Genomic DNA, 23,722 nt, shown 5'->3' on the forward strand with positions numbered 1-23,722 from the left:
GGCTTTTTATCACATATATTTGAGGGTGATGGTGATTTTCGTCACGCCGGGACCGGCATAGAAAGCGGCCTTTTCGACCCCAGGCTTGCCCAGGTTGAAGATGTTGATCGACGGATTGTTGGAAAAACCACCGCCGTCGCGGCTGATGTCGGTCTTGCCATTGCCATCGCGATCATGACGCACGGCGATGCCATATTTGCCCGGCTGCGGCACCGGCATGCAAAAGCGCATCGTGCCATTGGACGGGCGAACCGGAATGTCGATACGATTGAGCCATTCGCCCTTGCTCAACCAGGCGGATTTGGTGGCGGGGTAGGATTGGACGCGCACCTTGCCGGTTTCCGCTGCAAAGCCGCGCACGTCGACCAATACGGCCGGGCCGTTCCGGCTGCTGCCGCAACGTTCCAGATCGTTGGGAATGACCTGACCATGGGCCATTGCCGGGATAGCTGCGATCATCGCTGCCACCGACATCAGGCCCACTGCAACTTTTACCATGACCATTAGACTCCTGGAAGCTATAGCCGCCCGATCGGGTCGGACGGCAGCCCCTGTTCGCCCCGCTACTTTCCTGATTCCAATATGGAATGGGTTTGCGGCCAAAACATGGTGATGGGACGACGACTTAGAGAATGCTGACCGCCACCGACCGTTATCTTGCCCGCCTGATCGCGGTGCCCATGCTGGGTACGCTCGTGATCGCCGCGATGCTGCTGGTGCTGGACAAGATGCTCAGCCTGTTCGATTTCGTCGCGGCGGAAGGCGGGCCGGTCAGCGTCGTGTGGCGGATGCTGGCGAACATGCTGCCCGAATATCTCTCGCTCGGCATTCCCATCGGCCTGATGCTGGGCATATTGTTGGCCTTCCGCAAGCTGGCGCTGTCGTCGGAACTGGACGTAATGCGCGGGGTCGGCCTGTCCTACGGGCGGCTGCTGCGGGTGCCGTATATGTATGCGATTGCGCTCGCGCTGCTTAATTTCGGCATTGTCGGTTTCGTCCAGCCGCTGTCCCGCCACGCCTATGAAGCGCTGCGATTCGAATTGCGGTCGGGCGCGCTGGGCGCGTCGATCAAGGTCGGCGAGTTCACCAATCTGGGCAAGCGGATGACGATGCGGATCGAACGCAGCCTGGACGGCGGGCGCAATCTGCAGGGGATTTTCGTCCGCGCGGTCAGCCGGGACGGGCAATCGGTCGCGGTCACGGCGGCGCAGGGCATGTTCTTGGCGACGGACGATCCCGACACGATCATCTTCCGCCTGCGCGACGGCGTTCTGGTCAACGACGCGCCCAAATATAAGACGCCGCGAATCCTGTCCTTTTCCAGCCACGACCTGCCGATCGACCTGCCGCAGATCGAAAATTTCCGCGGGCGCGACGTCGACCGGGAAAAGACGATCCCCGAACTGATCGTGATTGGTCGCGATCCGGCTACCCCGGACAAATTGCGCAACGAAGTGCGCGCCAATTTCCATTTCCGTATGGTGGAGGTGGTGATGATGCTGCTGTTGCCGCTGGCCGCGCTCGCCTTTGCGATCCCGCCCAAGCGGTCGACATCGGCGCTGGGCGTGTTCCTGTCGATCATCTTCATCGTGACCTATCACAAGGTCAACCAATATGGCGAAAGCGTGGGCGCGCTGGGCAAGGTCGACCCGATCATCGCGCTATGGGGACCATTTCTGCTGACGGCGGGCCTGATATTCTGGATGTATCATGTCATCGCGCACCGCCCCGGCGGGCAGCCGATCGGCGCACTGGAAGTCGCCTTTGCCAAGGTGGGCAAGCAGATCGTGCGCCTGTTGCGGCTGGGCCGTCGACGCCCGCCCGCGGCGGAAGGAGCCGCCTGACCCATGCAATTTGCTTTCTTCCCCTCGCGCCAGATCAGCTGGTACATGGCGCGCCTGTTCCTTACACGGACGCTGGCGGTGCTGGCGCTGCTGGTGCTGGTGCTACAGACGCTCGACCTGCTGGGTCAGTCAGGCGACATCCTTGCCTATCCCGGCAATGGCGACGCGCAATTGTGGCATTATGTCGGCTTGCGCGTGCCGCAGATCGTGGCGCGCTTCCTGCCTTTTTCGGTGCTGCTCGGCACGCTGGTGATGCTGGCGACGCTGAACCAGAATAGCGAAATCATCTCGATGAAGGCGGCGGGCCTTTCCGCGCACCAGATATTGGCCCCGCTTGTGGTGTCCGCGCTGGGCGTGGCGATCATCAGCTATGCCTTTAACGACCGGATCGTTGCCCGGTCCACCGCGGCGCTCAGTGCCTGGCAGGCGGTCGATTACGGCCCGATCCCGCGCGATAGCGGGGTCAAGAGCAATCCGTGGGTGCGCGACGGCAATAACCTGGTCAACGCCGCCATCGTCGCCGGGCGCGGTACGCAGGTGCAGCTGCGCAAGGTGGAGATTTTCAACCGCATCAACAACAGCCTGACGACCATCATCCAGGCGCCGCGCGGCCATTATGACGCGGCGGACAAGAGCTGGGTGCTGGAAGAGGCGCGCCAGTTCGACGTGGCGCGCGGCACCGTGACCAATGTCAGCACGGTGCGTTTTGGGCGCGACATTCGCCCCGACCAGTTCACCTTGGCCAAGGTCGATCCCGATGCCCTGACCTTCAGTCAGCTTCAGGCTGCGATCTCCGACCTGCATGATGCCGGGCGACCCACGGCGGAGTTGGAGGCCAATTTGTGGCACAAGCTGTCCGGCCCGCTTTCGGCCCTGCTGATGCCGATATTGGGGTCGGTCGCGGCGTTCGGGCTGGCGCGATCGGGCCAGTTGTTCGTGCGCGCAGTGATGGGCATGGCGCTGGGCTTTGCCTATTTCGTCGCCGACAATTTCTCGCTCGCGATGGGTAGCCTGGGCGCTTATCCGCCGTTTCTGGCGGCCTGGGCGCCCTTCCTGCTGTTCCTGCTGGTCGGTGAGACTGTGCTGTTCAGGACGGAGGAATAGCCTAGCGCGCCACCATGGTGCTGCGGGCGATCTTGCCGACCAGCGGCATCATCCCGCGATAATTGCCGCGATGATAGGGCGATTGCGGGTCCAGCGTCGCCACCAGCTTGCGGTGCGCGGCGGCCAGATTGTGATAGGGCACGCTGGGCAGCAGGTGGTGCAACGCGTGATAGCGCAGGCCGACCGGCGCCCACAGCGCAGGCAGGCTGCCGGGCGGGGGCACATTGACCGAATCGAGATATTGCGCCGTCACGGTCATCGGTTCGCCTTCATTCTCCCACAAATGCGCGACCAGGGTGCGCAGTTGGTTGATGACGGTCATCGCCGAATGGACGGCCATATAGACCAGCAACGGCTTCCACCCGACCACGAACACGCTGCCGACCAGCGCCAGCGCGAACAGGGACGCGCCAGCCTCCTGCCACGCCCACATGCGGGCGAAGGCCCCTTCGGGCTTGCGGCGGCGATAGGCCGGATTGATCGACAGCGCGGACAGTTCACCGATCATCTTCGCGCGGAGCGGCGGGATGATCAGCGACAATGGCGTCAGCACAGCAAAGCGCAGGATAAGGCCGACCGGCGCCAGCGCGGCGACGAGGATGAACAGCGGCAGCGACCAGGGCTTCATGAGCGCCAGCGGCAGATATTCCGGATCTTCCGCCGTGCCGTAGCGGGTGCGGGCGTGATGCTGGGTATGGACGCCTTCATACATGAAGGACGGGATCATCAGCGGAATGCCCACGATCAGGTTCCACGCGGCGCGGAAACCGGGCAGCGCGCCGGCGCGGATATGGGTGAGTTCGTGGATGAAGCTGGCCGCCCGATACAACGCCAGCATCGCAATCACCGCGCAGGCAATGCCTAGCGGCACGCTGTCGATCAGGATAGCACCTGCCAGCGCACCCCAGCCGATCAGCGCGGACGCCAGCATATCGGGCCAGTAGATGCGCGGATTGGCGGTGGACAGGTCGCGCGTCAGTTCGGCCGCGGCGCGCAGCATCGCCACGTCATCGGGAATGGTCGCACGGGCGCGCTGCGCGGCGGCAAGGATGGGATCATGCACAGTCATGGCAGGCGTCCTAATCTCCAAATGCGCTGACATCGTGGCAGCACGATGACATTATCCGCCCAATAGCGGGCTGGCGGCGGGCTGTGATTGACAATCCGCAAACAAGCGGCGAACTGCTGCCATCTTTTGGTGAAAGCGGCAGCCGTGGCACATTCTGATCTGGTGATTACGCCCGTTTCGGGCAAGGGCGACCTTAAGGCCTTTATCGACCTGCCCTGGTCGATTTACGCCACGGACCCCAATTGGGTGCCGCCGCTGAAGGCGGAAATGTACGAATTGCTGACGCCCGGCAAAAATCCCTTTTTCGAACATGCCAAGGCGCAATATTTCCTGGCTCGCCGCAACGGCCGTGTCGTTGGCCGCATTTCGGCCCATTATGACGAACTGGCGCTGTCGATGCCGCCGGAACAGGGCATGGGGCCAGGAACCGGCAATTTCGGCCTTTTGGAGGCGGAAGATGATGCGATTGGCGCGGCGCTGATCGCGCAGGCCGAGCAATGGCTGCGTCAACAGGGCATGACCCGCGTGGTCGGTCCGATCTCGCTGTCGATCTGGGAAGAGCCTGGCCTGCTGATCGCCGGGCATGACCATCCGCCGACGGTCATGATGGGGCACAACAGCCCGACCTATCAGGCGATGGTCGAGGGGGCAGGGTATCAGCCGGTCAAGACGCTCAACTGTTTTGAGCTGGACATCACCCAGAATTTCCCCCCGCTGATCCAGCGGATCGTCGCTTCGGGCCAGAAAAACGATCGCATCCGTATCCGCAAGGTCGACAAGTCGAAATTCGATGCGGAGGCGGCGATCATCCTCAACATCCTGAACGACGCCTGGGGCCGCAACTGGGGCTTCGTGCCGATCACCGATGCGGAAATCGCGCATACCGGCAAGAAGCTGAAGCCCATCGTGTTCGAAGATCTGATCATGATCGCCGAACTGGACGGTGAGCCGGTCGCCTTCATGATGACGCTGCCCGACCTTAACGAGGCGATCAAGCCGCTCAACGGCGCGCTGTTTCCCTTTGGCTGGGCCAAGCTTCTCTGGTGGCTGCGCAAGCCCAAGGTGCGCACGATGCGGGTGCCGCTGATGGGCGTGCTGCAACGGCTGCAATCGTCCCGGCTGGCCAGCCAGCTGGCCTTCATGATGATCGAGGCGATAAGGCTGGAAGCGATCGCCCATTATGGCGCGACCCGTGGCGAGATTGGCTGGGTTCTGGATGACAATCAGGGCATGAACGCCATTGCGCAGGCGATCAACAGCAAGGTCAACAAAGTCTATCAGCTGTACGAAAAGCCGCTCTGATCATGGATCGGCGGGCACGGCGACATCGACCGCGCCTGCCGCAATCCGCGCCACGACCGGCGTTTTCGCCAGTACTTCGCCGTCGATCGATATGCGCTGGCGCGGGCGGGTGGTGATGGTGAAAGCCTTGCCATGCCATTCCTGCGTATGCGCGTCCCGATCGCGCAGCTTGAAGAATTTGGCGTACCAGTCCCACGCCAGCCGCGGCTTGCTGCGCCCGACGACCGCCTGGACCACGATTTCGCCGCTATCGACGTCGGCATGATCGGACAGTTCGACCCCGCCATGAAAGGGGCCGTTCAGGATGCGTACTTCGGTGGACCATAGCCGCCGTTCCTGCTGGCCATCGTCGATGATCAGGCGGAAGGCGCGGAAGCCGACCGAACATTTGACCGCCCATAGCAGATAGCCGATCCGCCCCAGATAGCGTTTCAGCTTGTGCGGCACCGTCCGGCCGATCATCGGCGACAGGCCGAGCGAGGCGGCGTTGACGAAATAATCCTGGTCGATCATGCCCAGGTCCACCCGGCGTCGGCGTCCGTTGGCGATGGCCGCGATCGCGCCGTCCAGATCGAGCGGCAGGCCCAGCGTTCGCGCAAAGCTGTTGGCGGTGCCCAGCGGCAGGACGGCGAACACGCAATCCTTGCCGACAAACTGGTCGACCGTGCTGGACATGGAGCCATCGCCGCCGCCCACGATCACCATCGGCGCGCCATCGGCAATCGCCTTCCCCACGGTTTCTTCCATCAGTGCGGGGTTTTTGACTGCATGGGCGGCGAGCAGGTCGATGCCTGCCTCCTCCAGTTTTTCCTTCGCCTCCGCAAAGAGCGCTTCGCCCTTGCGGCTGTGCGCGTTGACGATCAGCGCGGCCTGACGCGGGAGGGGGCGATTGGAGGATTTCGTTATCATGCCACAACAACTCGCGAAGGCGGGTTCGGCTCCGGGGAAACCATGTCCCGCTGGATCGTTACCTGATCATGGCCCGTATCGCTCATCTGTCCGACATTCATTTCGGCGCGCACGATCCGCGCATAGTCGACGCCGCCACAGCCTGGCTGGAGGAGCGTCGGCCCGACCTGGTCATCATCAGCGGCGACCTGACCCAGCGCGCGCGGGTCGAGCAGTTCCGCGCGGCGTCCGCATGGCTCAACCGGCTGCGCGCGGCGGGGCTGAAATTGCTGGTCATTCCCGGCAATCATGACATTCCGCTCTATGACGTTGTGCGGCGCTTTGCTGCCCCGCTCAAGCGCTACAAACGCTATATCAGTCACGACCTGTGCCCCTGGTATGAGGATGAGGAGGTCGCGATCCTTGGCCTCAACACCGCCCGGTCGCTGACCATCAAGGATGGGCGGATCAATCATGACCAGATGGACATGCTGCGGGACTATTTCGCGCCGGTCGCCAGCGGCAAGACGCGGATATTGGTGACGCACCATCCCCTTTTTGCCATGCCGATCGGCCGGGGCGGGGAACTGAGCGAGGCTGTCGGCCAGCATGACGACGCGGTCCAGGCGGCATGCGAAGCGGGCGTCCATCTGGCGTTGGCGGGCCATTTTCACCGCACCTATGCGCAGGCGGCACGCAAGATGGTGGAACGGGCGGGCGGCGCGTTGATCATCCAGGCCGGCACCGCGACATCGACCCGGCTGCGCAACGCCGAACCGCAAAGCTTCAACTGGCTGCACGTCCGGCGCAACAATGCGATGGAATTGCAAGTGATCGTCTGGGACGGCGCAGGCTTTCGCCGGGCGAGCCATGTGGAATATGTCCGCGACGGGCAGGATTGGACGCCACGGGACTTGGCGGACGCTCCAAGGATCGGTGAGATCGTGGAGTGAGGATATGGCGGCCCGACTACACTACAAATTTTTGGGGGTAGCTGCTTTCCTTAGCGTAACCTAGGCCGTCGACATGATGGACACGCAAAGGACGGATATGGGCTGGGCGTTGACCGAGAAGGAGAAGCAGACGCTGCGCCTGATCGTTCGCGGTCATGACGCGAAGTCGGTCGCGCGAAGTTTGGGCCTGTCGGTCCACACAATTAACGAGCGGTTGCGCGATGCGCGGCGGAAAATGGCGGTATCGAGCAGCCGGGAAGCGGCCCGGTTGCTGTTGGAGGTGGAGGGGGACGGTGCGGGACCGTCCCCCAATTATGTGGGGGACAAGGAAATCCGGGCAGACGCGCCGGATAGTCCGGTGGATCAGGACAGCGTGCCGATTAGCGGCGCAGGGCGGGCCATCCGCCCTTACTGGATCATCATCGGAGTAGCTCTCATGACGCTTGCCCTTGGCCTGTTGGCCCTCACCGCTCTGCCGCAACTCGCTTCTGCCCCTTCTTCCCCGGTGCCAGTTGCCAGCACAGCACAAAATCCGGCAGTGGTGGATGCAGCGCGTCGATGGCTGGTGCTAGTTGACGAGGGGCGTTGGGACGAAAGCTATCGCGAGACTACCGTGACCTTTCGCCGGATGAACACGGCAAAGGTGTGGGCCGATACCTCGGAACAGGTGCGCGTGCCCTTGGGCGCGGCACTTTCGCGTATCTTCGTCAGTCAGGAAAATCTGCCTGCACCGCCCGCCGGCTATGAAGTGGTGAAATTCCGCACCCGTTTCGCCAACAAGGGAGAGGCGATCGAGACGGTCAGTCTGGATCGCGAGGATGGGCAGTGGCGCATAGCAGGCATCACTATCGAATGAAGTGGGGCAGGGGGCGGGCGTTATCCCGCCTTCCCCTTCAACGCCTCCGCCAGCGATACTGTCGCGCTGCCGCGTCGGGCCGGGGCGGCCTGGCTGGGGTCGGGTTTCCAGCCTGACAGATAGAGGATCGCCATCTGCTCCGCCGTCCGGCCATCCGGGTCGGCTGCATCGGCAAAATGGCGCGCGGCGGCGACAAGCGCGTCCCGACGCAGCGCGGGGGCGCGCGCCGTCAGCACATTGCCCGCGCCCATGCCGCGCAGGTCATGCATCAGCCGCAGCAGATCGCCATAGCGGATCGTCAGCGTCTCGCCATCGGCCACCGGCATCGCAAAGCCCGCGCGGCTGAGCAGGTCGCCCGCCGATCGCACATCGACCTGCGGGTGGATATGCTGGCCCGGCCGGTCTCCTTCGCCCACCATCAGCGCGGCGCGCAATCGCGGCAGGCTGCCAGCGCCGGTGAAGGCCGCCAGCATCAGCCCGTCGGGCCGCAGCACCCGCCGCATCAGGATCAGCGCACCGGGCAGGTCATTGACGCTGTCGAGCGTGCCGCAGGCGATGACCAGATCGAAACTATTGTCGGCAAAGGGCAGGGCGTCCTCATCCCCTTGCACCCCATCACTGGCACGAGCAGCGCGGAAGCCGGGGTCGATGCAGGCGACCCGCTTGCCCATCGCTTCCAGAGCGGCCCTGGCGCTACCGTCCGGGCAGCCGATTACCAAGGCTTCGGGCAGGTCGCGCTGCACATCGCCCAGCCGGTCGAGCAGTTCGTCCAGCATGGCGCGATAGAGAAAGTCATGGGCCGCAAAATCGGCCAGCATCCGGTCCCGCCGGATGCTGCGCAGGGAACGGTCGAATATGTCGGGGCTGCTCATGCCGGGCCTTGTGCAACGGGCGGGAAGGGGGGACAAGGCAGATGATGCCTTTCCTGCCGCTTCTCAAGAGCGCGATCCGCCCCGCGCTTGATTATGCGCTGCCGCCGCGCTGTCCCGGTTGCGGCGTGATCGTGGGGGAAGATCATGGTTTCTGCCTGTCCTGCTGGGACGGCATGGAATTTTTGGGCGAACCCTGTTGCGCGCGCTGCGGCATACCCTTTCCGCATGACATGGGGGAGGGCGCGGAGTGCGGCGCCTGTCTGGCCGATCCGCCGCCCTTCGACAGCGCGCGGGCGGTGCTGGCCTATGGCGATGTCGCGCGCACGGTCGCGCTGCGGCTGAAATATGGGCGGCGCATCGGCCTTGCCCGGCTGGTCGCGCGACAGATGCTGCGCCATGTGCCCGCGACCGGCGAAGACCCGCCGCTGATCGTGCCGGTGCCGCTGCATCGCTGGCGATTATGGGGGCGGGGGTTCAACCAGTCGGCGCTGATCGCGGATCATCTGGGGCGACTGACCGGGCTGGCGGTGGACAAACATGGTCTGCTGCGGGTCAAGCGGACGGCGCCCTTGCGCGGCATGCATCCGGTGCAGCGGGCAAGGGCGGTGCGCGGCGCCTTTGCGCTGGCGGCCGGGCATGGGATGACGGGACGACGCATCCTGCTGATCGACGACGTTCATACCAGTGGCGCGACGGCGGCGGCCTGCACCCATATTCTCAAGCGCGGTGGGGCTGGCGAGGTGCGGCTGCTGTGCTGGGCGCGGGCCTTGCCACGCGAAAGCGCTGATTGACAATGCGGAGCAAAGCCCCAATTTCAGGGAATAAGGAGCAATGACGGACAGATGGCAAAGGTCGAAATCTATACCAAGGCGTTTTGCGGCTATTGCGCGCGGGCCAAGGCACTGCTGAACGACAAGGGTGTCGCGTTCGAGGAATATGACATCACGATGGGCGGGCCGAAACGCGCCGAGATGCTGGAACGCAGCCGGGGCGGCAGCACCGTGCCGCAAATCTTCATCGACGGACAGCATATCGGTGGCAGCGACGACATGGCGGCGCTGAACCGGCAGGGCAAGCTCGACCCGCTGCTGGGGCTGTGACCACGATGCGCGCTGCGCTGTTCCAGATGACCAGCGGCATTGATCCTGCCGCGAATGCCGCTGCCATCGTGGCGATGGCGGCGCGGGCCAGGGGGGAGGGGGCGGACATGCTCTTCACCCCGGAAATGGCGGGCTATCTGGACCGCGACCGCGCGCGCGCTGCTGCCACATTGCGATCCCAAGCCGATGATGCCGTGCTCGCCGCCGTGCGCGATGCGGCGGCCAGGGAGGGCCTGTGGATTCATATCGGATCGCTGCCTCTGAAAGATGAGCGCGCCGACGGTCGCTGGGCCAATCGCAGCTTCCTGATCGACGACACCGGCGCGATCCGGGCGCAATATGACAAGATCCACCTGTTCGACGTCGATCTGGCGACGGGCGAAAGCTGGCGCGAATCGTCGGTCTATGGACCGGGCGAACAGGTGGTCGCTGCCGATACGCCCTGGGGCCGTGTGGGTTTTTCGATCTGCTACGACATGCGCTTTCCCGACCTGTATCGCGCACTGACCAATGCCGGGGCGACGATCCTTCTGGCCCCGGCCGCCTTCACCGTGCCGACCGGACAGGCGCATTGGCATGTGCTGCTGCGCGCCCGCGCGATCGAGGCAGGCTGCTTCGTCATTGCGACGGCGCAGGTCGGCGCTCATGCGGACGGGCGCGTGACCTATGGCCATAGCCTGGTGGTCGATCCATGGGGCGAGGTGCTGCTCGACATGGGGGAGGCCGGGGGACTGGGGCTTGTCGATATCGACCTGACGCGGCTAGGGGATGTGCGGGCGCGTGTGCCCGCCATCGCCAACCGCCGTGCCATTGCGCAGGAAGTGCAAATTTCGTGATCGTGTTCGACCTTAAATGCCAGTCGCAGGGCCATGTGTTCGAAGCCTGGTTCGGTTCCAGCGCCGACTATGCGGACCAGCAGGAACGCGGGCTTCTGGCCTGCCCGATATGTGGCGACCCGCAGGTGACCAAAGCGGTGATGGCGCCCGCGGTGTCGGCCAAGGGCAATAGCCGCTCGGTCGTGGTGCAGGACGCCCCCGCGTCCGCGTCCGCGCCCGACGCCCCCGTCGCGATCAGCACGGGCGATGCGGCCAAGATGCGCGCGATGGTCGAGGCGTTGGCGCAGGCCCAGCAAAAGCTGCTGGAAGGGTCCACCTGGGTTGGCCGCGGCTTTGCCGAACAGGCGCGCGCCATGCATTATGGCGAACAGGCCAGCGGCAGCATCCATGGCGAGGTCGCCCCGGCAGAGGCGAAAGCGCTGATGGAAGAGGGCGTGCCGGTTGCGCCGCTGCCTTTTCCCGTCATTCCCCCCGAAGCGAAGAATTGACCGCGTCGCCCGCCCATAATAGAGGCCAAGCGATGGGCACCCGTAGCTCAGCAGGATAGAGCATCAGATTCCTAATCTGAGGGCCATGGGTTCGAATCCCGTCGGGTGCACCACTTTCGCTTCTCAGGCGATACCAGAACATGCCACAAATGGCTGTTTTCTGCCGTTTTGTGTGGTATAGCTGTCTCATACGGAGCAGTTGGATACCACCACATACCAGCAAGATGATGGTAGATTTGATGGTAGGCCTATGCTCCCCTGACGGGAGATACCATCATGGCTCTTTCAGTGGTTTCGATCAAAGCGGCGAAGGGGCGCGACAAGCCTTATAAGCTTACCGATGGCGACGGGCTGTTCCTCTATGTCGCGCCCAATGGCGGGCGCTACTGGCGGATGAACTACCGCCATCTGGGCAAGCAGAAGACTCTCGCCTTTGGCGTCTGGCCCGACATTGGCCTTGCGGATGCCCGTGAGCAGCGTGACGCCGCCCGCAAATTGCTGGCGAAGGGCGAAGATCCAGGAGAGAAGATCAAGCTCGACCGCATTGCGGCAACCGTCGCAGCTTCGAACAGCTTCAAGGCGGTAGCCGACGAATGGCTGGCGAAAGTCGAACGGGAGGGCCGATCCACGGCCACGATGAAGAAACTTCGCTGGCTGCTGGATTATATCAACATGACGATTGGCAAACGCCCGATTGCATCAATCACCGCCCATGAGATTCTGTTGATGCTCCGCAAGATTGAGAGCAAGGGACGCTTCGAGACCGCCAAACGCCTGCGCAGTGTCTGTTCGCAAATATTTCGCTACGCCATCGCCACGGCTCGCGCCGAGCGGGATGTAGCGGCCGACTTGCGCGGTGCGCTGATCGCGCCCCAGCCTGTCCACCGCGCCGCCATCACCAATGCTCAGGCGGCCGGCCGACTGCTGCGCGCGCTTGAAGGGTTTGAGGGTTATGCCAACACCAGAGCAGCACTGCGATTGTTGCCGCACGTCTTTGTGCGCCCTGGCGAGTTGCGCCACGCCGAGTGGGCTGACTTTGATTTTGAGAAGGCGCTATGGATCATTCCAGCGCACAAGACCAAGATGCGCAAAGCGCACGTTGTTCCCTTATCCACTCAGGCGCTGGCGATCATTGGGAGCATTGAGCATGACGGAGAGGTGGCCTGGCAAAACTGCACATCGGGATAAGTGGATTTTCTGCCTGACGGCGGCCAGGATGGCCGCGTGACAGGAGTAGAGATGAGCAAACGACCACGCCGGAATCACAGCCCGGCATTCAAAGCGAAGGTGGCATTGGCCGCCGTGAAGGGCGAGAAGACGCTGGCGGAGTTGGCGCAGCAGTTTGACGTGCATCCGAACCAGATCACGCAATGGCGCGGGCAGCTTCTGGAAGGGGCTGCCGGTGTATTTGGCAGCGAGACGCGGAGCGAGGCTGCGGCGCCGGCGATCGACGTAAAGACGCTGCACGCCAAGATCGGTGAACTGACGCTGGTGAACGATTTTTTGTCAGGGGCGCTCGGGAAGGCGGGACTGTTGCCGAGCGCAAAACGATGATCGACCGTTCGCACGCACTGCCGTTGGCGCGGCAAGCCCGGGAGCTGGGGATCAGCCGGGGCAGCATTTATTATCTGCCCAGACCGGTGCCGCCTGCCGATCTCGCCATCATGCGGCGGATCGACGAGTTGCACCTGGAATTTCCGTTCGCGGGTAGTCGGATGCTGCGTGATCTTCTGCGGCAGGAAGGCATCGAGATCGGCCGCCAGCATGTCGCCACGCTGATGAAGAAGATGGCGATCGAGGCAATCTACCGTCGCCCGAACACATCGAAGCCGACCCCCGGGCACAAGATCTACCCTTATTTGTTGCGCAAACTGCCGATCGTGCGGCCCAATCAGGTCTGGGCAACGGACATCAGCTACATCCCGATGGCGAGGGGGTTCGTCTATCTCGTGGCCATCGTCGACTGGTTCAGCCGCAAGGTCCTGGCTTGGCGGGTGTCGATCACGATGGAGGCCGACTTCTGCGTCGAAGCGCTGGAGGAAGCGCTGACGCGCTTCGGGAAACCGGAGATATTCAACACCGATCAGGGCAGCCAGTTCACCAGTCACGCCTTCACCAGCGTGCTGCTGCGCGAGGAAATCGCCATCAGCATGGATGGCCGGGGCGCCTGGCGCGACAATGTGATGGTCGAGCGCCTGTGGCGCTCGGTGAAATATGAGGAGGTTTACCTCCGCGCCTACGGCGGGGTCAGCGAAGCCCGCGCGTCGATCGGTCGTTATCTGAGCTTCTATAATGGAAGGAGGCCACATTCGAGCCTCGCCGCCAGGACGCCGGATCAGGCGTATTTTGACAACCTGCCGGTAATGATGGCAGCATGAATTTGGCAACCAATACGGGGCGTCACTCCGGTCGGGCTATGCCCTCCCTGCATGACGCCCCATATTGGCAAGGCAAGGAACCCGGCAGACGATCCACTTAACCGTTGCCGATCCCTGTTCAGACAAACCCGGCCACCTCTAGAGGCCTGTGCGGGTCAGGACGGTTTTCAGTCGGATAATGCGATTACTATTGGTCATCGGGGCAGTCTCTTCACAGCATGTTTCGCGCCCCCGATGACGAGCATCCAATGACTTGCCGTCCCGGACAAGGGACCTGTCGGGGTCAACACGGTCATGCTCTCAGGTGTTAGGTGGACGCTGGCGGCAGCAGGCGCGCACGAGCGGAAAATGGCGAATATTGGCGTAAGGCGCGTCACTGATCACGATCAGTGAAGTTTTTGTCTCACTCTGCGCCAAAAGCCATTCGCGCAATCTCGCGGCAGCCCATTGCGGGCGGCAAACGCGATGATCAGGTCGAGTCGTTCATTGGACATTCCTTTTGTAGGAACGCCCGCCATGCGTAATGAAGCAACCCAAATGCTCGATCGCTTGCAGCCTGTTGTTAACGCCTTTAATGATGCATCAGTCAGCAGCTTTGGCACGGATATATCGCGTTGGCTCTGCGCAAGGTGGGCAGCTGGCTGACATGGCGCAGGATAAAATGAAACGTGGGCAGACGAGCAAACGAGGCTTAGCCCAGTAGGGTCCGCGCGGGACGATCCATGACCCAAAGCCCGAGCGTGTCGTATGCCAGTGATTGGCTGAAAACGAGGCCGACCCGATTACCCTTCTTCCAGACGACCCTTGCCAAGGTTGATGGCAAGCCTTCAATTTTAAGGGAGACTGACTGGTGAACCAAGGGCGCGTGCTCCAGTTCGATACAGACTCCGGTCTGCGAGATATTAAAAATTTCCGCAGGAAATTTTCCTTCCTCCCATTCGACCACAGCATCCGCTCTTATGTCCAGGCTAGGATTGCGGGGCAATTTGTCATCCGACATCTTGCCATCACCAGTGCCGAGCAGTCGGGCAGCGTCGATTGCATGGTCGAACCGGATGCCAGCCATATTACCTTCCGCCCACATGACAGCGCCTTCAGCTATGGCTCCAGAGCGGAACTCAACGCGGAGACGTTCGCCGACCGCCAGAGATCGCATCGCATAGACCTTCGCGCCTCCTGTCGAAATGTTGCGCACAAGGCAAAGCATCTGCTGGCGGCCCGTGACAAGCTTTCCGATCTGCAGGACTGTTGTTGTCCGAGCGTCAGCGCGCCGTTCACTGCGGCCTGACATATCGTGTGGAAGAAGATTGGCTCCGGGCCGGTCGTTCCCGGACTCGTGGGGCTCCGGTAATATGGATTTCACCATGCTAGCCTCCTTGGCTGCAAGTTCGCATTGAAGACCATTGATTACGACCCCGTACCAAATATCAAACGCGCAGCAAGAGAGCTAGTATAATTGTTACAATCCCTGTGGTGGTGGTGCTGTGGAGCGCCGAATGGCGTGATTTTCCGGTGTAGCTGGGGCCGGGAATGCGCCGATGGAGGCGGGGTTAACGCGGCCTGTCGGGTTTTCCGGCGTATCCGTGGTTTCCATTTTTGCGCGAGCACCTCAAGCGTTTCAGCCTGGAGCAAGATCATGGCGCACCTGAGCAATAGGGCGTCCCCGTGCGTGCCGCCCGGTCGCGCTCTATTCCGCTGGGCTCCACCGAGCCGCCGCTGTGCGCCGTCTCGTCGCCTTCGGCGTGACGATCGCTGACGTGAGGATCGGCTCCGCCGCTCCCGACGGCCATCGCGCCAGGCGCGATGATGTTGGCACGGCTCCGACAAGCGGTGTGGGCGTCGCTACCCTCTAGGCGCGTCGCGGCGGGCTGCAACCCGGCTGCGCCGGGTCTTCCTCTTCGTTCCAGCCTTTGCAGGTGCAGCCCGCCTCTGCCGACGCGCCTTCCAGTCGCTCTTGCCGCCCACCCCGCTCTTCGGGGCCGGTGTTTTGGCAAGGAGTAAGGACAATGGAACTCAAGCATATCGATATCGCCTTCCTCTCGGTCTCGCCCGCCAACATGCGGGGCGTCAAGAAGGCACCGGACCTCACCAATATCCTGCCGTCCGTCCGGGCACGGGGCATCCTTGTTCCCCTGATCGTGCGAGCAAAATCCTGTCCCGAGCCTGTCGAGGGAGGTTCACCGACCACCTATGAGATCGTGGCAGGCAAGCGGCGCTATCATGCGGCAATGGTCGTGGCGCAGGAAGAGGGGAGCGTGGAGCCGCTGCCCTGTGCCGTGATGGAAGCGGGGGACGATGCGGCAGCACTGGAGGCGTCGCTGATAGAGGATATCGCCCGGCTTGATGCCGACGAAATGACCCAGTGCGAAACCTTCACCCGATTGGTGCGCGAAGGGCGTAGCGTGGAGGATATATCGCTGACCTTCGGCCTCACGACCTTGCAGGTGAAGCGCACCCTTGCTCTGGGCAATCTCCTGCCCCGCATCCGCAATCTCTATCGGGCCGAGAAGATCGATGCCGTCACCGTTCGGCACCTGACCCTTGCCTCCAAGGTGCAGCAGCGTGAATGGCTGGCCTTGTTGGACGATGATGCCCATCACGCACCTTACGGTCAGAATTTGAAATCATGGCTATTTGGCGGGAGCAACATTTCCACCAAGGTCGCGCTATTCGACATTGCCAGCTATCGCGGCGAGATCATTTCCGACCTGTTCGGCGAGGACAGCTATTTTGCGAGTGCTGCCGACTTCTGGACGGCGCAGATGGCCGAGGTCGAGGATCGGGCGCAAGCCTATCGCGATGCAGGATGGCGGGACGTAGTCATTCTTGAGCGAGGTGCCTATTTCCATTCATGGGAGCATGAGCGCTGCGCCAAATCCAAAGGCGGTGCGGTCTTCGTTGCCATCACCCATCGGGGCGATGTTACCTTCCACGAAGGCTACATCACAACCAAGGAGGCGCGGAAGCGGGAGAAAGGCGAGGCAACGACCGAGCCGAAGCGCCCAGAGGTGAGCGTGCCGATCCAGAACTATATCGACCTTCATCGTCATGCCGCCGTGCGCGCGTCGCTCGTATCGCAGCCATCGACAGCCCTGCGGTTGATGGTTGCCCATGCCATTGTCGGGTCACCCTTGTGGCGGATCGACGTGGAACGGTAGCGCCCCCATAATGATGCCATCGCCGAAAGCGTGGAAAACAGTGCGTCGGAAGCGACCTTTGACGCCAAGCGCCGCGCGGTGTTGGCAATGCTCGGCTTTGATCCCGAAACGCCGACCGTGGTAGATGGCTATTGTGGCGACCATGGCCTGCCCGGCCTGTTCCTCCACTTGATGACCCTGACCGACGACGCAGTGCTGGACGTTCTTGCCATCGTCATGGGCGAAACGCTGGCAGCTGGTAGCGAGATGATCGAACTGTTGGGCATGCAGCTTAGCGTGGATATGGCTCCGGTCTGGCAGCCCGACGACGCCTTGCTTGATCTTGTCCGTGACCGCGAAGTGATCGGTCGGATTGTTGCGGAGGTGGCAGGCGAAGAGGTTGCCGCCGCCAATGCCAAGGAAAGCGCCAAGGTGCAGCGCCATATCGTGCGTGACTGTCTTGCAGGGACCGGCGGGCGTAGCAAAGTGGATGGGTGGGTGCCGCGCTGGATGGCATTTCCGCCGAGCGCTTATACCGACCGTGGTGGCGTCGGCAGCGTGGAGCGCTGGACTGGCATTGCGGCAATGTTCCACAGCACTGAATGCGAAGAACGGGATGGCCCAACCGCAAGCGATGCATTCGAACGAGCTGCCTAGATTTCGTGCAAACCGGACCTTTCCAGATGCCGGGGGCTGTCAGAAGCCTCCGGCATTTTTGTTTCCTGACCATCACGCGAAAGGTCAGGAGTTGGCGCGGCTCGTCCAATCTGATATCTTGATGCCGCGTTGCGCAAAAGGCAGCGCCGGGACTGGTAATCCCGAACGGTTGGAATCGGCTTCGAAAACACATCGTTTTCGGGGTGCCGTCGCATATGTCCAGGCCTCCGGGCTAAAAGCGGCGGCGGATGTGCAACCGTTCATCTTACCAGCCCCGGTGCTCCCGCCCGCTCAGCGTGCGGGAGTTCGGGACGCCACCGCATCCTATCCGTACTTCCGCCAACCGCGTGCGATGCGGAACGGAGGTGCATATGGCCAACCCTGGCCCCACCACATCACGCCGCGCCCTGCTGGGTGCGTTGACCACTGCGCCAATCGCGATCAGGCCAGTCAAAGCCGTCGTGTCGCCCTGGCAAAGCGCGCTTGCCGATTTGCATGAGGTCTACGACCATGAACCGGCAAGCCTGCACCGCACAAAGGCAGGGCGAAGTCTCAGCCGCTTTCGCTATCACAATGCCGAGCGTTTCTGCCTGAAAGTGGACGCGCCCTACGCCTGCACCGGCGAAGCGCTTATGTATGCCAGCGGAATCGTCGTGCAGCTTGCGCTCAGCTCATACCTTATCGACGTCGGTTTTTCTGACCAATGGTGCGCGCGACAAATCGGCCTGCACGTTGCGCAATCTCTAGCTTACGCCAATGCCACGGGCTTCGGCCATGATTGCCCCGACATGGCCCGACTGGCAGCTATCCTCAGCCCCTACTGGCAATGGAACAGCGTTCGCCTGTTTGGCGAACCGAAACCCGATGACGGCGGTTTCACGGTCGAGCAAATCAGCCCCCTACTGCGCGCGCTCCTTGACCGCGTGCATGGCGTGACTGGCCATCCTCGCCCGAACGGCTGGCGTCGTGGTCGTCAGGAGGGACGATCATGATGCCGCGTATCGACATGGAGCATTTGCCATGGCCGATGCGAGAGGAGATTCTCCGCGTCGTCGGCATGCTGTTCGAGGCCTTCGCGGAAGCGACCAGAGGCAAACTGTCCAATCAGCATCAACGAGGCCGGATCATAAAGCTGCTCCTGCACGGCCCGCATGCACAAGCGGACTGGCAGGACTTGCCACCCGGCGAGGCAATCCATCTGCTGGCGATCGTCAATCATCCCCGATTGGCGCGTCAGCAACAGCGCTGGCACGTTGTCCGCGACCGACTGCGCCGGGCATGGGAGTTTGGAGAGATTGCCCAGCCAGTGCGCCTCACGGTCAACAGTCTGGAGCAGGTCAACCATGCCTTGGCAGAAGGCGTGCCGCATTTCGTCACCTTGGCTACCGAGGGCATCGCTCTCTACGAGTTCGATCGGACGCCGCTGGCAATGCCTCGGCATTTGCCAGCATCGGAGCGGCGGGCGCGCGGGCTCGCCGAATATGCCCGTTGGCATGGCCGCGCGGCTGATTTCCTATTGGGCGCAGCCTTCTTTGAGGATCAAGGCAATGCGCCCATGGCAGCGCTGTTGCTGCATCAGGCATGCGAACATCTCTACCAGTGCGTGATATGGTCGCTGACCCTGCACGGCCCACGCACCCATGCGCTGGATGAGTTGCGCGAGATGGCCGAAGTACTGGACCGGCGGCTCGATTTGGCATGGCCACGCGACACGCCATTTGAACGGCGGGCATTCGGGTGCATTCGCCGCGCCTATGTCGAAGTCCGCTATGGCCGCCACTACCGGATCAGCGCCGGTGAACTGACATGGGCGATGGAACGCGCGGTCCTGTTGCAACAATTGGTGCAGGAGGTTTGCTGCGAACGTCTGGACACTATCGCCGCCGCTGATCTTGAGGCCCGTCATGTCGTCCACGCCTGAGCGCGACACCGAGCGTCTCGTCTCCTATCGGGCCGCTGTCGATCGCATGCCGGTCCTGACTCGCACGGTGTTCCTGCTGCACCGCGTGGATGATCTTTCCTACACAGAAATTGCCGACAGCCTTGCGATCAGCATCGACGCGGTGGAAGGCGTCATCGCCGAAGCCCTGCTGATGCTATATCTGATGCTGGAGGGCGAAACGCCACGGCGCAGGGAAAACGCCCATGTTGCAGCCGCCGAAGTCAGCCTGCGCCAGCGCTACCGTGCCTATTGTGAAACCGCCTTACGCGCGTCGGGCATTTCCGCCCCGGTCGCATGGGACGACAGCGACGACGATCGCCAGGCGGTCTTGCTCGCAATAGTGACTGCCATGCCGTCCGCTGTTCGCAACACCTTCCTGCTCAATCGGCTCGACCACCTGACCTATGCACAGATCGCCCGAGAGACGGACAGCTATGAGTGGATCATACGCCGTCGAATGCTGCGTGCGATCCGGCTCATCGTCCGCGCGCCAGAGACATTCGAACAATGGCTACTGGACCAAACGGCACGGTCGGAGCGCGCCCGTCGATGAGGCTGCTGCATCATGGTGTCGATGCCTCCTTCTCCGCCGCGAAGGCGCGCTTGCCCTTGCGCTGCCATATGGCCAGCACGTTGGACCTCGCTTCCCCACGCAGACGGTCAGCAACTGTGAGGAAGGCTCCATAGAGCGCGGCGCGATCATCATCGGTGAGATCGACGAGTCCCGCCTTCACGACAAGCCCGCCCAGTTCGATCAACTGGCGCGTTCTCTCCCGTCGCTTCACTTGCCATTCGCGCATGTCGGTTCGCGCCTTTCGTGCTTCAAGCCGATGCCGCGCCGCCGCCCTGCGGAAGAGTGCCGCTTTGCTGGCCAGAAGTTCCGCCCGCAGGCTTGCCGCCTTTGCCGAGAAAGAAAGCTGCGCCCGCCTTGCGCCATCCCTCCTTTGTCGCGGAGTCCTTGATCGTGGCGGCATGGAGCAGTGCCCCGGCTAGCATATCAGCGTCGAGCGCATCGGCCCCGGTCGCCGTCACCAGTTCGCCAAGCTGGCGCACGCGCCGTTCTTTGAGCGCCTTGGCCTTGTCAGCGAGGGCTTTGAGTTCCGAATCAAAATCGCGGGGTTTGCGCATCGCAAAGTCTCCATTGAGTGACGATGGCGCTATGATAAGATGATCCGGCCCGCTGTGCAGTAGAGTCGCCGGGACAGCCTGGCACCGCCTAGTCCCGTCCGAGAAATTTTCGAGAAGGGCGCGCTTATACATCGTTCCGACGTGCGCTTGAGCGTAGTAGATGGACGATCGTCATGGCGATCTTCCATTTCTCCGTTAAGGTCATCTCTCGCGCTGCGGGCCGTTCCGCCGTCTCTGCCGCCGCCTATCGTGCGGGCGAGCGGCTGCACGACGAGCGCCTCGACCGGCCCCAAAATTTCCGCGCCCGCTCCGGCGTGGAGCATAGCGAAATCATGTTGCCCGAAGGCGCGCCAGAACAATGGCGCGACCGCGAACGCCTCTGGAACGATGTTGAGGCTTTCGAAAAGCGCAAGGACGCCCAGCTTGCGCGCGAGGTCGAGTTCGCCATTCCCCGCGAGATGACCAAGGCGCAGGGCATCGAGCTTGCCCGTGATTTTGTGTCCGCCGAGTTTGTCGATCGCGGCATGATCGCCGACCTCAATGTGCATTGGGATATCGGCGCGGACGGCCAGCCCAAGCCGCACGCCCATGTCATGCTCACCATGCGGGAGATTGTGCAGCGCGAAGACGGCACCGCTGGCTTTGGGGCGAAGGTGCGCGAGTGGAACGATCATGAGAATATCGAGCGCTGGCGCGAACGCTGGGAAACCCATGTCAACGCTCGGCTAGCCGAACTCGATATCGATGCGCGCATCGATCACCGCAGCCTTGCCGATCAGGGCATCGACCTTGAACCGCAAAGCAAAATCGGTGGCCCCGCGCACCGGATGGATGGCCAGGGGTTGGAAGCCGACCGCGCCGAAATGCACCGCGAGATCGCGCGGGAGAATGGCGGACGCATTATCGCCGATCCCGGTATCGCGCTTAATGCCATTACACACCAACAGGCGACATTCACCAACCGCGATATGGCGATGTTCATCCACCGGCATAGCGACGGGCAGGAGCAGTTCAACGCCGCCATGAGCGCGGTGCGCAATTCGCCGGACTTGATCGCTTTGGGCAAGGACGGGCGCGGCGACGAGCGGTTCACCTCGCGCGAGATGATCGACACCGAGCAACGGATGAGTCGCGCCGCTGACAGGTTGGCGATGAACAGGAGCTATGGTCTCTCGGCGGCGACGACCTACGCCATTCGAACCGCCGAGAGTGCAGGTCTTGTCCTGGGAGCAGAACAAGAATCCGCGTTGCGCCTTATAACGGGCGAGCGCGGATTGTCACTAGTGCTGGGTTATGCCGGGACCGGCAAAAGCGCCATGCTGGGGGTGGCGCGCGACGTGTGGGAAAGCGAAGGGCTGAATGTTCGCGGTGCGGCGCTTGCGGGCATCGCCGCCGAGGGTCTGGAGAATGGCAGCGGCATTGCGTCCCGCACCATCGCTAGCTTGGAACATGGCTGGGCGCAGGGCCGCGATCTTCTAACCTCCCGCGACGTGCTGGTGATTGACGAGGCGGGCATGGTCGGCGCGCGCCAGATGGAGCGCGTGCTGTCCCATGCCGCCGATGTTGGCGCGAAGGTCGTGCTTGTCGGCGATCCGCAGCAGTTGCAGTCGATCGAGGCGGGTGCGGCCTTCCGCGCGATCCATGAGCGCCATGGCGGCGTCGAGATCACCCAGGTTCGCCGCCAGCATGAAGGCTGGCAGCAGAACGCCACGCGGCATCTGGCGACCGGCAGAACCGGCGAGGCGATTGCCGCCTATGCCGACAAGTACATGGTGCATCAGGCTGAGGCGCGCGAGGATGCACGGCGCGATCTTGTCGAGCGCTGGGATCGCGAACGGCGGGCAAACCCTGACGCCAGCCGCATCATCCTGACCCACACCAATGCCGAGGTGCGCGATCTCAATGAGGCCGCGCGCGTAGCGATGCGCAATGCCGGTGAATTGGGCGACGAGCGCCAGGTGAAGACCGAGCGCGGCGACCGCCTGTTCGCGTCGGGCGACCGCATCATGTTTCTGCGCAACGAGCGCAGCCTGGAGGTGAAGAACGGCACCCTGGGGACCATCGAGAAGGTCAGCCCGGAGCATATGTCCGTCCGCACCGATGACGGGCGTTCCGTATCGTTCGACACGAAGGACTATCGCGACCTCGACCATGGCTATGCCGCCACCATCCACAAGGCGCAGGGCATGACCGTGGACAGGGCGCATGTGCTGGCGACGCCGGGGCTGGATCGCCACGGGGCTTATGTCGCCATGTCCCGCCATCGCGACGGCATGGCGCTCCATTATGGCCGCGACGATTTTCGCGATCAGTCCCGGCTTGTTCGCACGCTGTCGCGCGAGCGCGGCAAGGATATGGCCACCGATTACAGACAAGCCGATCCGGCTAGAGAATATGCCGAGCGGCGTGGCATTAGCTTCGGCGAGCGGGTCGCGGAAATCGTCAGACCCATCGTGGAGAAAGCGCGGGGGATATTCGACAACTTCCGGCCCAATATCCCGCCGCAGCAGGAGCGCGACATTTTCGCGGGCTTCCAGCCCAAGGCCGGTCCGTCCGCGCAGGAGCGGGCTGTTCAGCGCCAGCCCGAATATGATGCGCAGCCGATGCGCGCAGGCGGCGTGCGCGGTGCGGTGGAGCGCTATGCCGCGGCATGGCAAGCGATCCAGCAGACGCGCGCACAGGGTCTCGACGCCATGCCGCACCAGCGCGAGGCGTTCGACAGGGCGCGGGATGCTCTGGACGCGATCCGCCCCGAAGGTTCGTCGGACTTGAACAGCGCGTTCCGCAGCAGCCCGGAGCTTGTCCGCGAGGCAGCCGAGGGGCGCGGCCAGCCTGCCGTGCGGGCGATGCAGTTAGAGACCGAAATCCGTATTGACCCCTACAGCCGAGCCGATCGGTTCGTGGAAGGCTGGCAGCAGTTACAGCGCCATCATGCCGAGCTTGTGCGCGACGGCAATTTCCGGGGCGCGAAAAGTGCCGCGCAGCAGATGGCGGGCATGGCGAAAAGTCTTGAGCGCGACGCCCAGCTTGAATCCGTGCTGGGCCTGCGCAGCCGAGAGCTTGGGCTCGAGATCGGTCAGCAGGCGGCCCGCAGCCTGTCCCACGATCTCGCATCCTCCATCCCCTTCGATCACGGACGCGACATCAGTCGCGGCATGAGCCGCTAAC

General features: G+C 62.9%; 25 protein-coding genes and 1 tRNA gene. 18 read left to right on the top strand and 8 right to left on the bottom strand.

Going from position 1 to position 23,722, the window contains the following annotated elements:
* Nucleotides 1-9 precede the first annotated feature (9 nt).
* Nucleotides 10-504 carry a DUF2141 domain-containing protein gene (locus tag IWY39_RS16055; protein ID WP_107125470.1) on the bottom strand — a complete coding sequence of 165 codons (495 nt, stop codon included), beginning with the start codon at nucleotides 502-504 and terminating at the stop codon, nucleotides 10-12.
* 128 nt (nucleotides 505-632) lie between these two features.
* Here IWY39_RS16055 and lptF point away from each other — a divergent pair, with 128 nt between their 5' ends.
* Both lptF and lptG read left to right on the top strand, forming a co-directional pair.
* Nucleotides 633-1,844, top strand: coding sequence for an LPS export ABC transporter permease LptF (lptF, locus tag IWY39_RS16060; protein WP_107125471.1), 1,212 nt, complete (start codon nucleotides 633-635; stop codon nucleotides 1,842-1,844).
* Nucleotides 1,845-1,847: 3 nt separating this feature from the next.
* On the top strand, nucleotides 1,848-2,948 hold the full coding sequence (gene lptG, locus IWY39_RS16065) for an LPS export ABC transporter permease LptG (protein ID WP_107125472.1): 1,101 nt from the start codon (nucleotides 1,848-1,850) through the stop codon (nucleotides 2,946-2,948).
* A 1-nt stretch (nucleotide 2,949) separates the two neighbouring features.
* Here lptG and IWY39_RS16070 read toward each other — a convergent pair whose 3' ends face one another.
* Nucleotides 2,950-4,017 (bottom strand): fatty acid desaturase family protein, encoded by a 1,068-nt coding sequence (locus tag IWY39_RS16070; RefSeq protein ID WP_107125473.1) that lies wholly within the window; start codon nucleotides 4,015-4,017, stop codon nucleotides 2,950-2,952.
* A gap of 144 nt (nucleotides 4,018-4,161) precedes the next feature.
* Between IWY39_RS16070 and IWY39_RS16075 the strand changes: the two genes are divergently transcribed.
* Entirely contained in the window at nucleotides 4,162-5,319 is a 1,158-nt protein-coding gene (locus tag IWY39_RS16075) for an N-acetyltransferase (RefSeq protein ID WP_107125474.1), read from the top strand.
* Here IWY39_RS16075 and IWY39_RS16080 read toward each other — a convergent pair whose 3' ends face one another.
* Nucleotides 5,320-6,228: a diacylglycerol/lipid kinase family protein gene (locus IWY39_RS16080; RefSeq protein ID WP_107125475.1), complete on the bottom strand. Its 909-nt coding sequence runs from the start codon at nucleotides 6,226-6,228 to the stop codon at nucleotides 5,320-5,322.
* A gap of 68 nt (nucleotides 6,229-6,296) precedes the next feature.
* Here IWY39_RS16080 and IWY39_RS16085 point away from each other — a divergent pair, with 68 nt between their 5' ends.
* Nucleotides 6,297-7,160 (top strand): metallophosphoesterase family protein, encoded by an 864-nt coding sequence (locus IWY39_RS16085; protein WP_107125476.1) that lies wholly within the window; start codon nucleotides 6,297-6,299, stop codon nucleotides 7,158-7,160.
* A 76-nt stretch (nucleotides 7,161-7,236) separates the two neighbouring features.
* A complete protein-coding gene (locus IWY39_RS16090) occupies nucleotides 7,237-8,016 on the top strand; it encodes a helix-turn-helix domain-containing protein (protein ID WP_229380697.1) in 780 nt (259 codons plus the stop codon).
* A 20-nt stretch (nucleotides 8,017-8,036) separates the two neighbouring features.
* On the opposite strand, the gene IWY39_RS16095 is transcribed toward IWY39_RS16090, so the two are convergent.
* Nucleotides 8,037-8,888, bottom strand: coding sequence for a class I SAM-dependent methyltransferase (locus IWY39_RS16095; protein WP_107125477.1), 852 nt, complete (start codon nucleotides 8,886-8,888; stop codon nucleotides 8,037-8,039).
* 41 nt (nucleotides 8,889-8,929) lie between these two features.
* Between IWY39_RS16095 and IWY39_RS16100 the strand changes: the two genes are divergently transcribed.
* The 7 genes from IWY39_RS16100 to IWY39_RS16130 all read left to right on the top strand — a co-directional run bounded on the left by IWY39_RS16100 (nucleotide 8,930) and on the right by IWY39_RS16130 (nucleotide 13,690).
* Nucleotides 8,930-9,679, top strand: a complete 750-nt coding sequence (locus IWY39_RS16100; protein ID WP_107125478.1) for a ComF family protein — start codon at nucleotides 8,930-8,932, stop codon at nucleotides 9,677-9,679.
* Nucleotides 9,680-9,730: 51 nt separating this feature from the next.
* Nucleotides 9,731-9,988 carry a glutaredoxin 3 gene (gene grxC / locus IWY39_RS16105; protein ID WP_017181522.1) on the top strand — a complete coding sequence of 86 codons (258 nt, stop codon included), beginning with the start codon at nucleotides 9,731-9,733 and terminating at the stop codon, nucleotides 9,986-9,988.
* 5 nt (nucleotides 9,989-9,993) lie between these two features.
* On the top strand, nucleotides 9,994-10,824 hold the full coding sequence (locus IWY39_RS16110) for a carbon-nitrogen hydrolase family protein (protein WP_107125488.1): 831 nt from the start codon (nucleotides 9,994-9,996) through the stop codon (nucleotides 10,822-10,824).
* Nucleotides 10,821-11,312, top strand: a complete 492-nt coding sequence (locus tag IWY39_RS16115) for a DUF1178 family protein (protein ID WP_107125479.1) — start codon at nucleotides 10,821-10,823, stop codon at nucleotides 11,310-11,312. The genes IWY39_RS16110 and IWY39_RS16115 overlap by 4 nt, the downstream gene beginning before the upstream one ends.
* Nucleotides 11,313-11,348: 36 nt before the next feature.
* A tRNA-Arg gene (locus IWY39_RS16120) sits at nucleotides 11,349-11,425 on the top strand.
* A 163-nt stretch (nucleotides 11,426-11,588) separates the two neighbouring features.
* Entirely contained in the window at nucleotides 11,589-12,500 is a 912-nt protein-coding gene (locus IWY39_RS16125; protein ID WP_107125480.1) for a tyrosine-type recombinase/integrase, read from the top strand.
* A 51-nt stretch (nucleotides 12,501-12,551) separates the two neighbouring features.
* A protein-coding gene (locus IWY39_RS16130) for an IS3 family transposase (RefSeq protein ID WP_409994391.1) occupies nucleotides 12,552-13,690 on the top strand; the annotation gives its coding sequence in 2 pieces (ribosomal slippage) (nucleotides 12,552-12,818 and nucleotides 12,821-13,690; 1,137 coding nt in all).
* Between the two features lie 691 nt (nucleotides 13,691-14,381).
* Here the strand turns inward: IWY39_RS16130 and IWY39_RS16135 are convergent.
* Together IWY39_RS16135 and IWY39_RS16140 are read right to left on the bottom strand one after the other, a co-directional pair.
* Nucleotides 14,382-15,056, bottom strand: a complete 675-nt coding sequence (locus tag IWY39_RS16135; RefSeq protein WP_107126504.1) for a PilZ domain-containing protein — start codon at nucleotides 15,054-15,056, stop codon at nucleotides 14,382-14,384.
* Between the two features lie 268 nt (nucleotides 15,057-15,324).
* Complete coding sequence (locus tag IWY39_RS16140; protein ID WP_186443245.1) at nucleotides 15,325-15,480, bottom strand: hypothetical protein; 156 nt, start codon at nucleotides 15,478-15,480, stop codon at nucleotides 15,325-15,327.
* Between the two features lie 216 nt (nucleotides 15,481-15,696).
* Here IWY39_RS16140 and IWY39_RS24120 point away from each other — a divergent pair, with 216 nt between their 5' ends.
* The 5 genes from IWY39_RS24120 (at nucleotide 15,697) to IWY39_RS16160 (ending at nucleotide 19,979) form a co-directional block, all read left to right on the top strand.
* Nucleotides 15,697-16,848 carry a ParB/RepB/Spo0J family partition protein gene (locus IWY39_RS24120; RefSeq protein WP_231377534.1) on the top strand — a complete coding sequence of 384 codons (1,152 nt, stop codon included), beginning with the start codon at nucleotides 15,697-15,699 and terminating at the stop codon, nucleotides 16,846-16,848.
* A 30-nt stretch (nucleotides 16,849-16,878) separates the two neighbouring features.
* Nucleotides 16,879-17,484 (top strand): hypothetical protein, encoded by a 606-nt coding sequence (locus IWY39_RS24125; RefSeq protein WP_231377535.1) that lies wholly within the window; start codon nucleotides 16,879-16,881, stop codon nucleotides 17,482-17,484.
* A gap of 371 nt (nucleotides 17,485-17,855) precedes the next feature.
* Entirely contained in the window at nucleotides 17,856-18,476 is a 621-nt protein-coding gene (locus IWY39_RS16150) for a hypothetical protein (protein ID WP_107126502.1), read from the top strand.
* The gene (locus IWY39_RS16155; RefSeq protein WP_107126501.1) at nucleotides 18,473-19,405 is read left to right on the top strand and encodes a HEPN domain-containing protein; all 933 of its coding nucleotides are present in this window, start codon (nucleotides 18,473-18,475) and stop codon (nucleotides 19,403-19,405) included. The genes IWY39_RS16150 and IWY39_RS16155 overlap by 4 nt, the downstream gene beginning before the upstream one ends.
* Nucleotides 19,389-19,979, top strand: a complete 591-nt coding sequence (locus tag IWY39_RS16160) for a sigma factor-like helix-turn-helix DNA-binding protein (protein WP_107126500.1) — start codon at nucleotides 19,389-19,391, stop codon at nucleotides 19,977-19,979. The genes IWY39_RS16155 and IWY39_RS16160 overlap by 17 nt, the downstream gene beginning before the upstream one ends.
* 10 nt (nucleotides 19,980-19,989) lie before the next feature.
* Here the strand turns inward: IWY39_RS16160 and IWY39_RS16165 are convergent, their stop codons facing one another.
* Together IWY39_RS16165 and IWY39_RS16170 are read right to left on the bottom strand one after the other, a co-directional pair.
* Nucleotides 19,990-20,226, bottom strand: coding sequence for a conjugal transfer protein TraD (locus tag IWY39_RS16165; RefSeq protein ID WP_107126499.1), 237 nt, complete (start codon nucleotides 20,224-20,226; stop codon nucleotides 19,990-19,992).
* A 22-nt stretch (nucleotides 20,227-20,248) separates the two neighbouring features.
* Nucleotides 20,249-20,554 (bottom strand): conjugal transfer protein TraD, encoded by a 306-nt coding sequence (locus IWY39_RS16170; RefSeq protein WP_107126498.1) that lies wholly within the window; start codon nucleotides 20,552-20,554, stop codon nucleotides 20,249-20,251.
* 173 nt (nucleotides 20,555-20,727) lie between these two features.
* Here IWY39_RS16170 and traA point away from each other — a divergent pair, with 173 nt between their 5' ends.
* Entirely contained in the window at nucleotides 20,728-23,721 is a 2,994-nt protein-coding gene (gene traA, locus IWY39_RS16175; RefSeq protein ID WP_107126497.1) for a Ti-type conjugative transfer relaxase TraA, read from the top strand.
* The last annotated feature ends 1 nt before the right edge of the window (nucleotide 23,722 follow it).

The sequence above is a fragment of the Sphingobium sp. JAI105 genome, assembly GCF_015752145.1.
GTDB lineage: Bacteria > Pseudomonadota > Alphaproteobacteria > Sphingomonadales > Sphingomonadaceae > Sphingobium > Sphingobium xenophagum.

Bases quoted from the DNA above. Each gene is read 5' to 3' on its own strand.
- IWY39_RS16055 (WP_107125470.1), bottom strand. From the start codon at position 504: ATGGTCATGGTAAAAGTTGCAGTGGGCCTGATGTCGGTGGCAGCGATG.
- lptF (WP_107125471.1), top strand. From the start codon at position 633: ATGCTGACCGCCACCGACCGTTATCTTGCCCGCCTGATCGCGGTGCCC.
- lptG (WP_107125472.1), top strand. From the start codon at position 1,848: ATGCAATTTGCTTTCTTCCCCTCGCGCCAGATCAGCTGGTACATGGCG.
- IWY39_RS16070 (WP_107125473.1), bottom strand. From the start codon at position 4,017: ATGACTGTGCATGATCCCATCCTTGCCGCCGCGCAGCGCGCCCGTGCG.
- IWY39_RS16080 (WP_107125475.1), bottom strand. From the start codon at position 6,228: ATGATAACGAAATCCTCCAATCGCCCCCTCCCGCGTCAGGCCGCGCTG.
- IWY39_RS16085 (WP_107125476.1), top strand. From the start codon at position 6,297: ATGGCCCGTATCGCTCATCTGTCCGACATTCATTTCGGCGCGCACGAT.
- IWY39_RS16090 (WP_229380697.1), top strand. From the start codon at position 7,237: ATGGACACGCAAAGGACGGATATGGGCTGGGCGTTGACCGAGAAGGAG.
- IWY39_RS16095 (WP_107125477.1), bottom strand. From the start codon at position 8,888: ATGAGCAGCCCCGACATATTCGACCGTTCCCTGCGCAGCATCCGGCGG.
- IWY39_RS16100 (WP_107125478.1), top strand. From the start codon at position 8,930: ATGATGCCTTTCCTGCCGCTTCTCAAGAGCGCGATCCGCCCCGCGCTT.
- grxC (WP_017181522.1), top strand. From the start codon at position 9,731: ATGGCAAAGGTCGAAATCTATACCAAGGCGTTTTGCGGCTATTGCGCG.
- IWY39_RS16110 (WP_107125488.1), top strand. From the start codon at position 9,994: ATGCGCGCTGCGCTGTTCCAGATGACCAGCGGCATTGATCCTGCCGCG.
- IWY39_RS16125 (WP_107125480.1), top strand. From the start codon at position 11,589: ATGGCTCTTTCAGTGGTTTCGATCAAAGCGGCGAAGGGGCGCGACAAG.
- IWY39_RS16135 (WP_107126504.1), bottom strand. From the start codon at position 15,056: ATGGTGAAATCCATATTACCGGAGCCCCACGAGTCCGGGAACGACCGG.
- IWY39_RS16140 (WP_186443245.1), bottom strand. From the start codon at position 15,480: ATGGCCGTCGGGAGCGGCGGAGCCGATCCTCACGTCAGCGATCGTCAC.
- IWY39_RS24120 (WP_231377534.1), top strand. From the start codon at position 15,697: ATGGAACTCAAGCATATCGATATCGCCTTCCTCTCGGTCTCGCCCGCC.
- IWY39_RS16150 (WP_107126502.1), top strand. From the start codon at position 17,856: ATGGCCAACCCTGGCCCCACCACATCACGCCGCGCCCTGCTGGGTGCG.
- IWY39_RS16155 (WP_107126501.1), top strand. From the start codon at position 18,473: ATGATGCCGCGTATCGACATGGAGCATTTGCCATGGCCGATGCGAGAG.
- IWY39_RS16160 (WP_107126500.1), top strand. From the start codon at position 19,389: ATGTCGTCCACGCCTGAGCGCGACACCGAGCGTCTCGTCTCCTATCGG.
- IWY39_RS16165 (WP_107126499.1), bottom strand. From the start codon at position 20,226: ATGCGCGAATGGCAAGTGAAGCGACGGGAGAGAACGCGCCAGTTGATC.
- IWY39_RS16170 (WP_107126498.1), bottom strand. From the start codon at position 20,554: ATGCGCAAACCCCGCGATTTTGATTCGGAACTCAAAGCCCTCGCTGAC.
- traA (WP_107126497.1), top strand. From the start codon at position 20,728: ATGGCGATCTTCCATTTCTCCGTTAAGGTCATCTCTCGCGCTGCGGGC.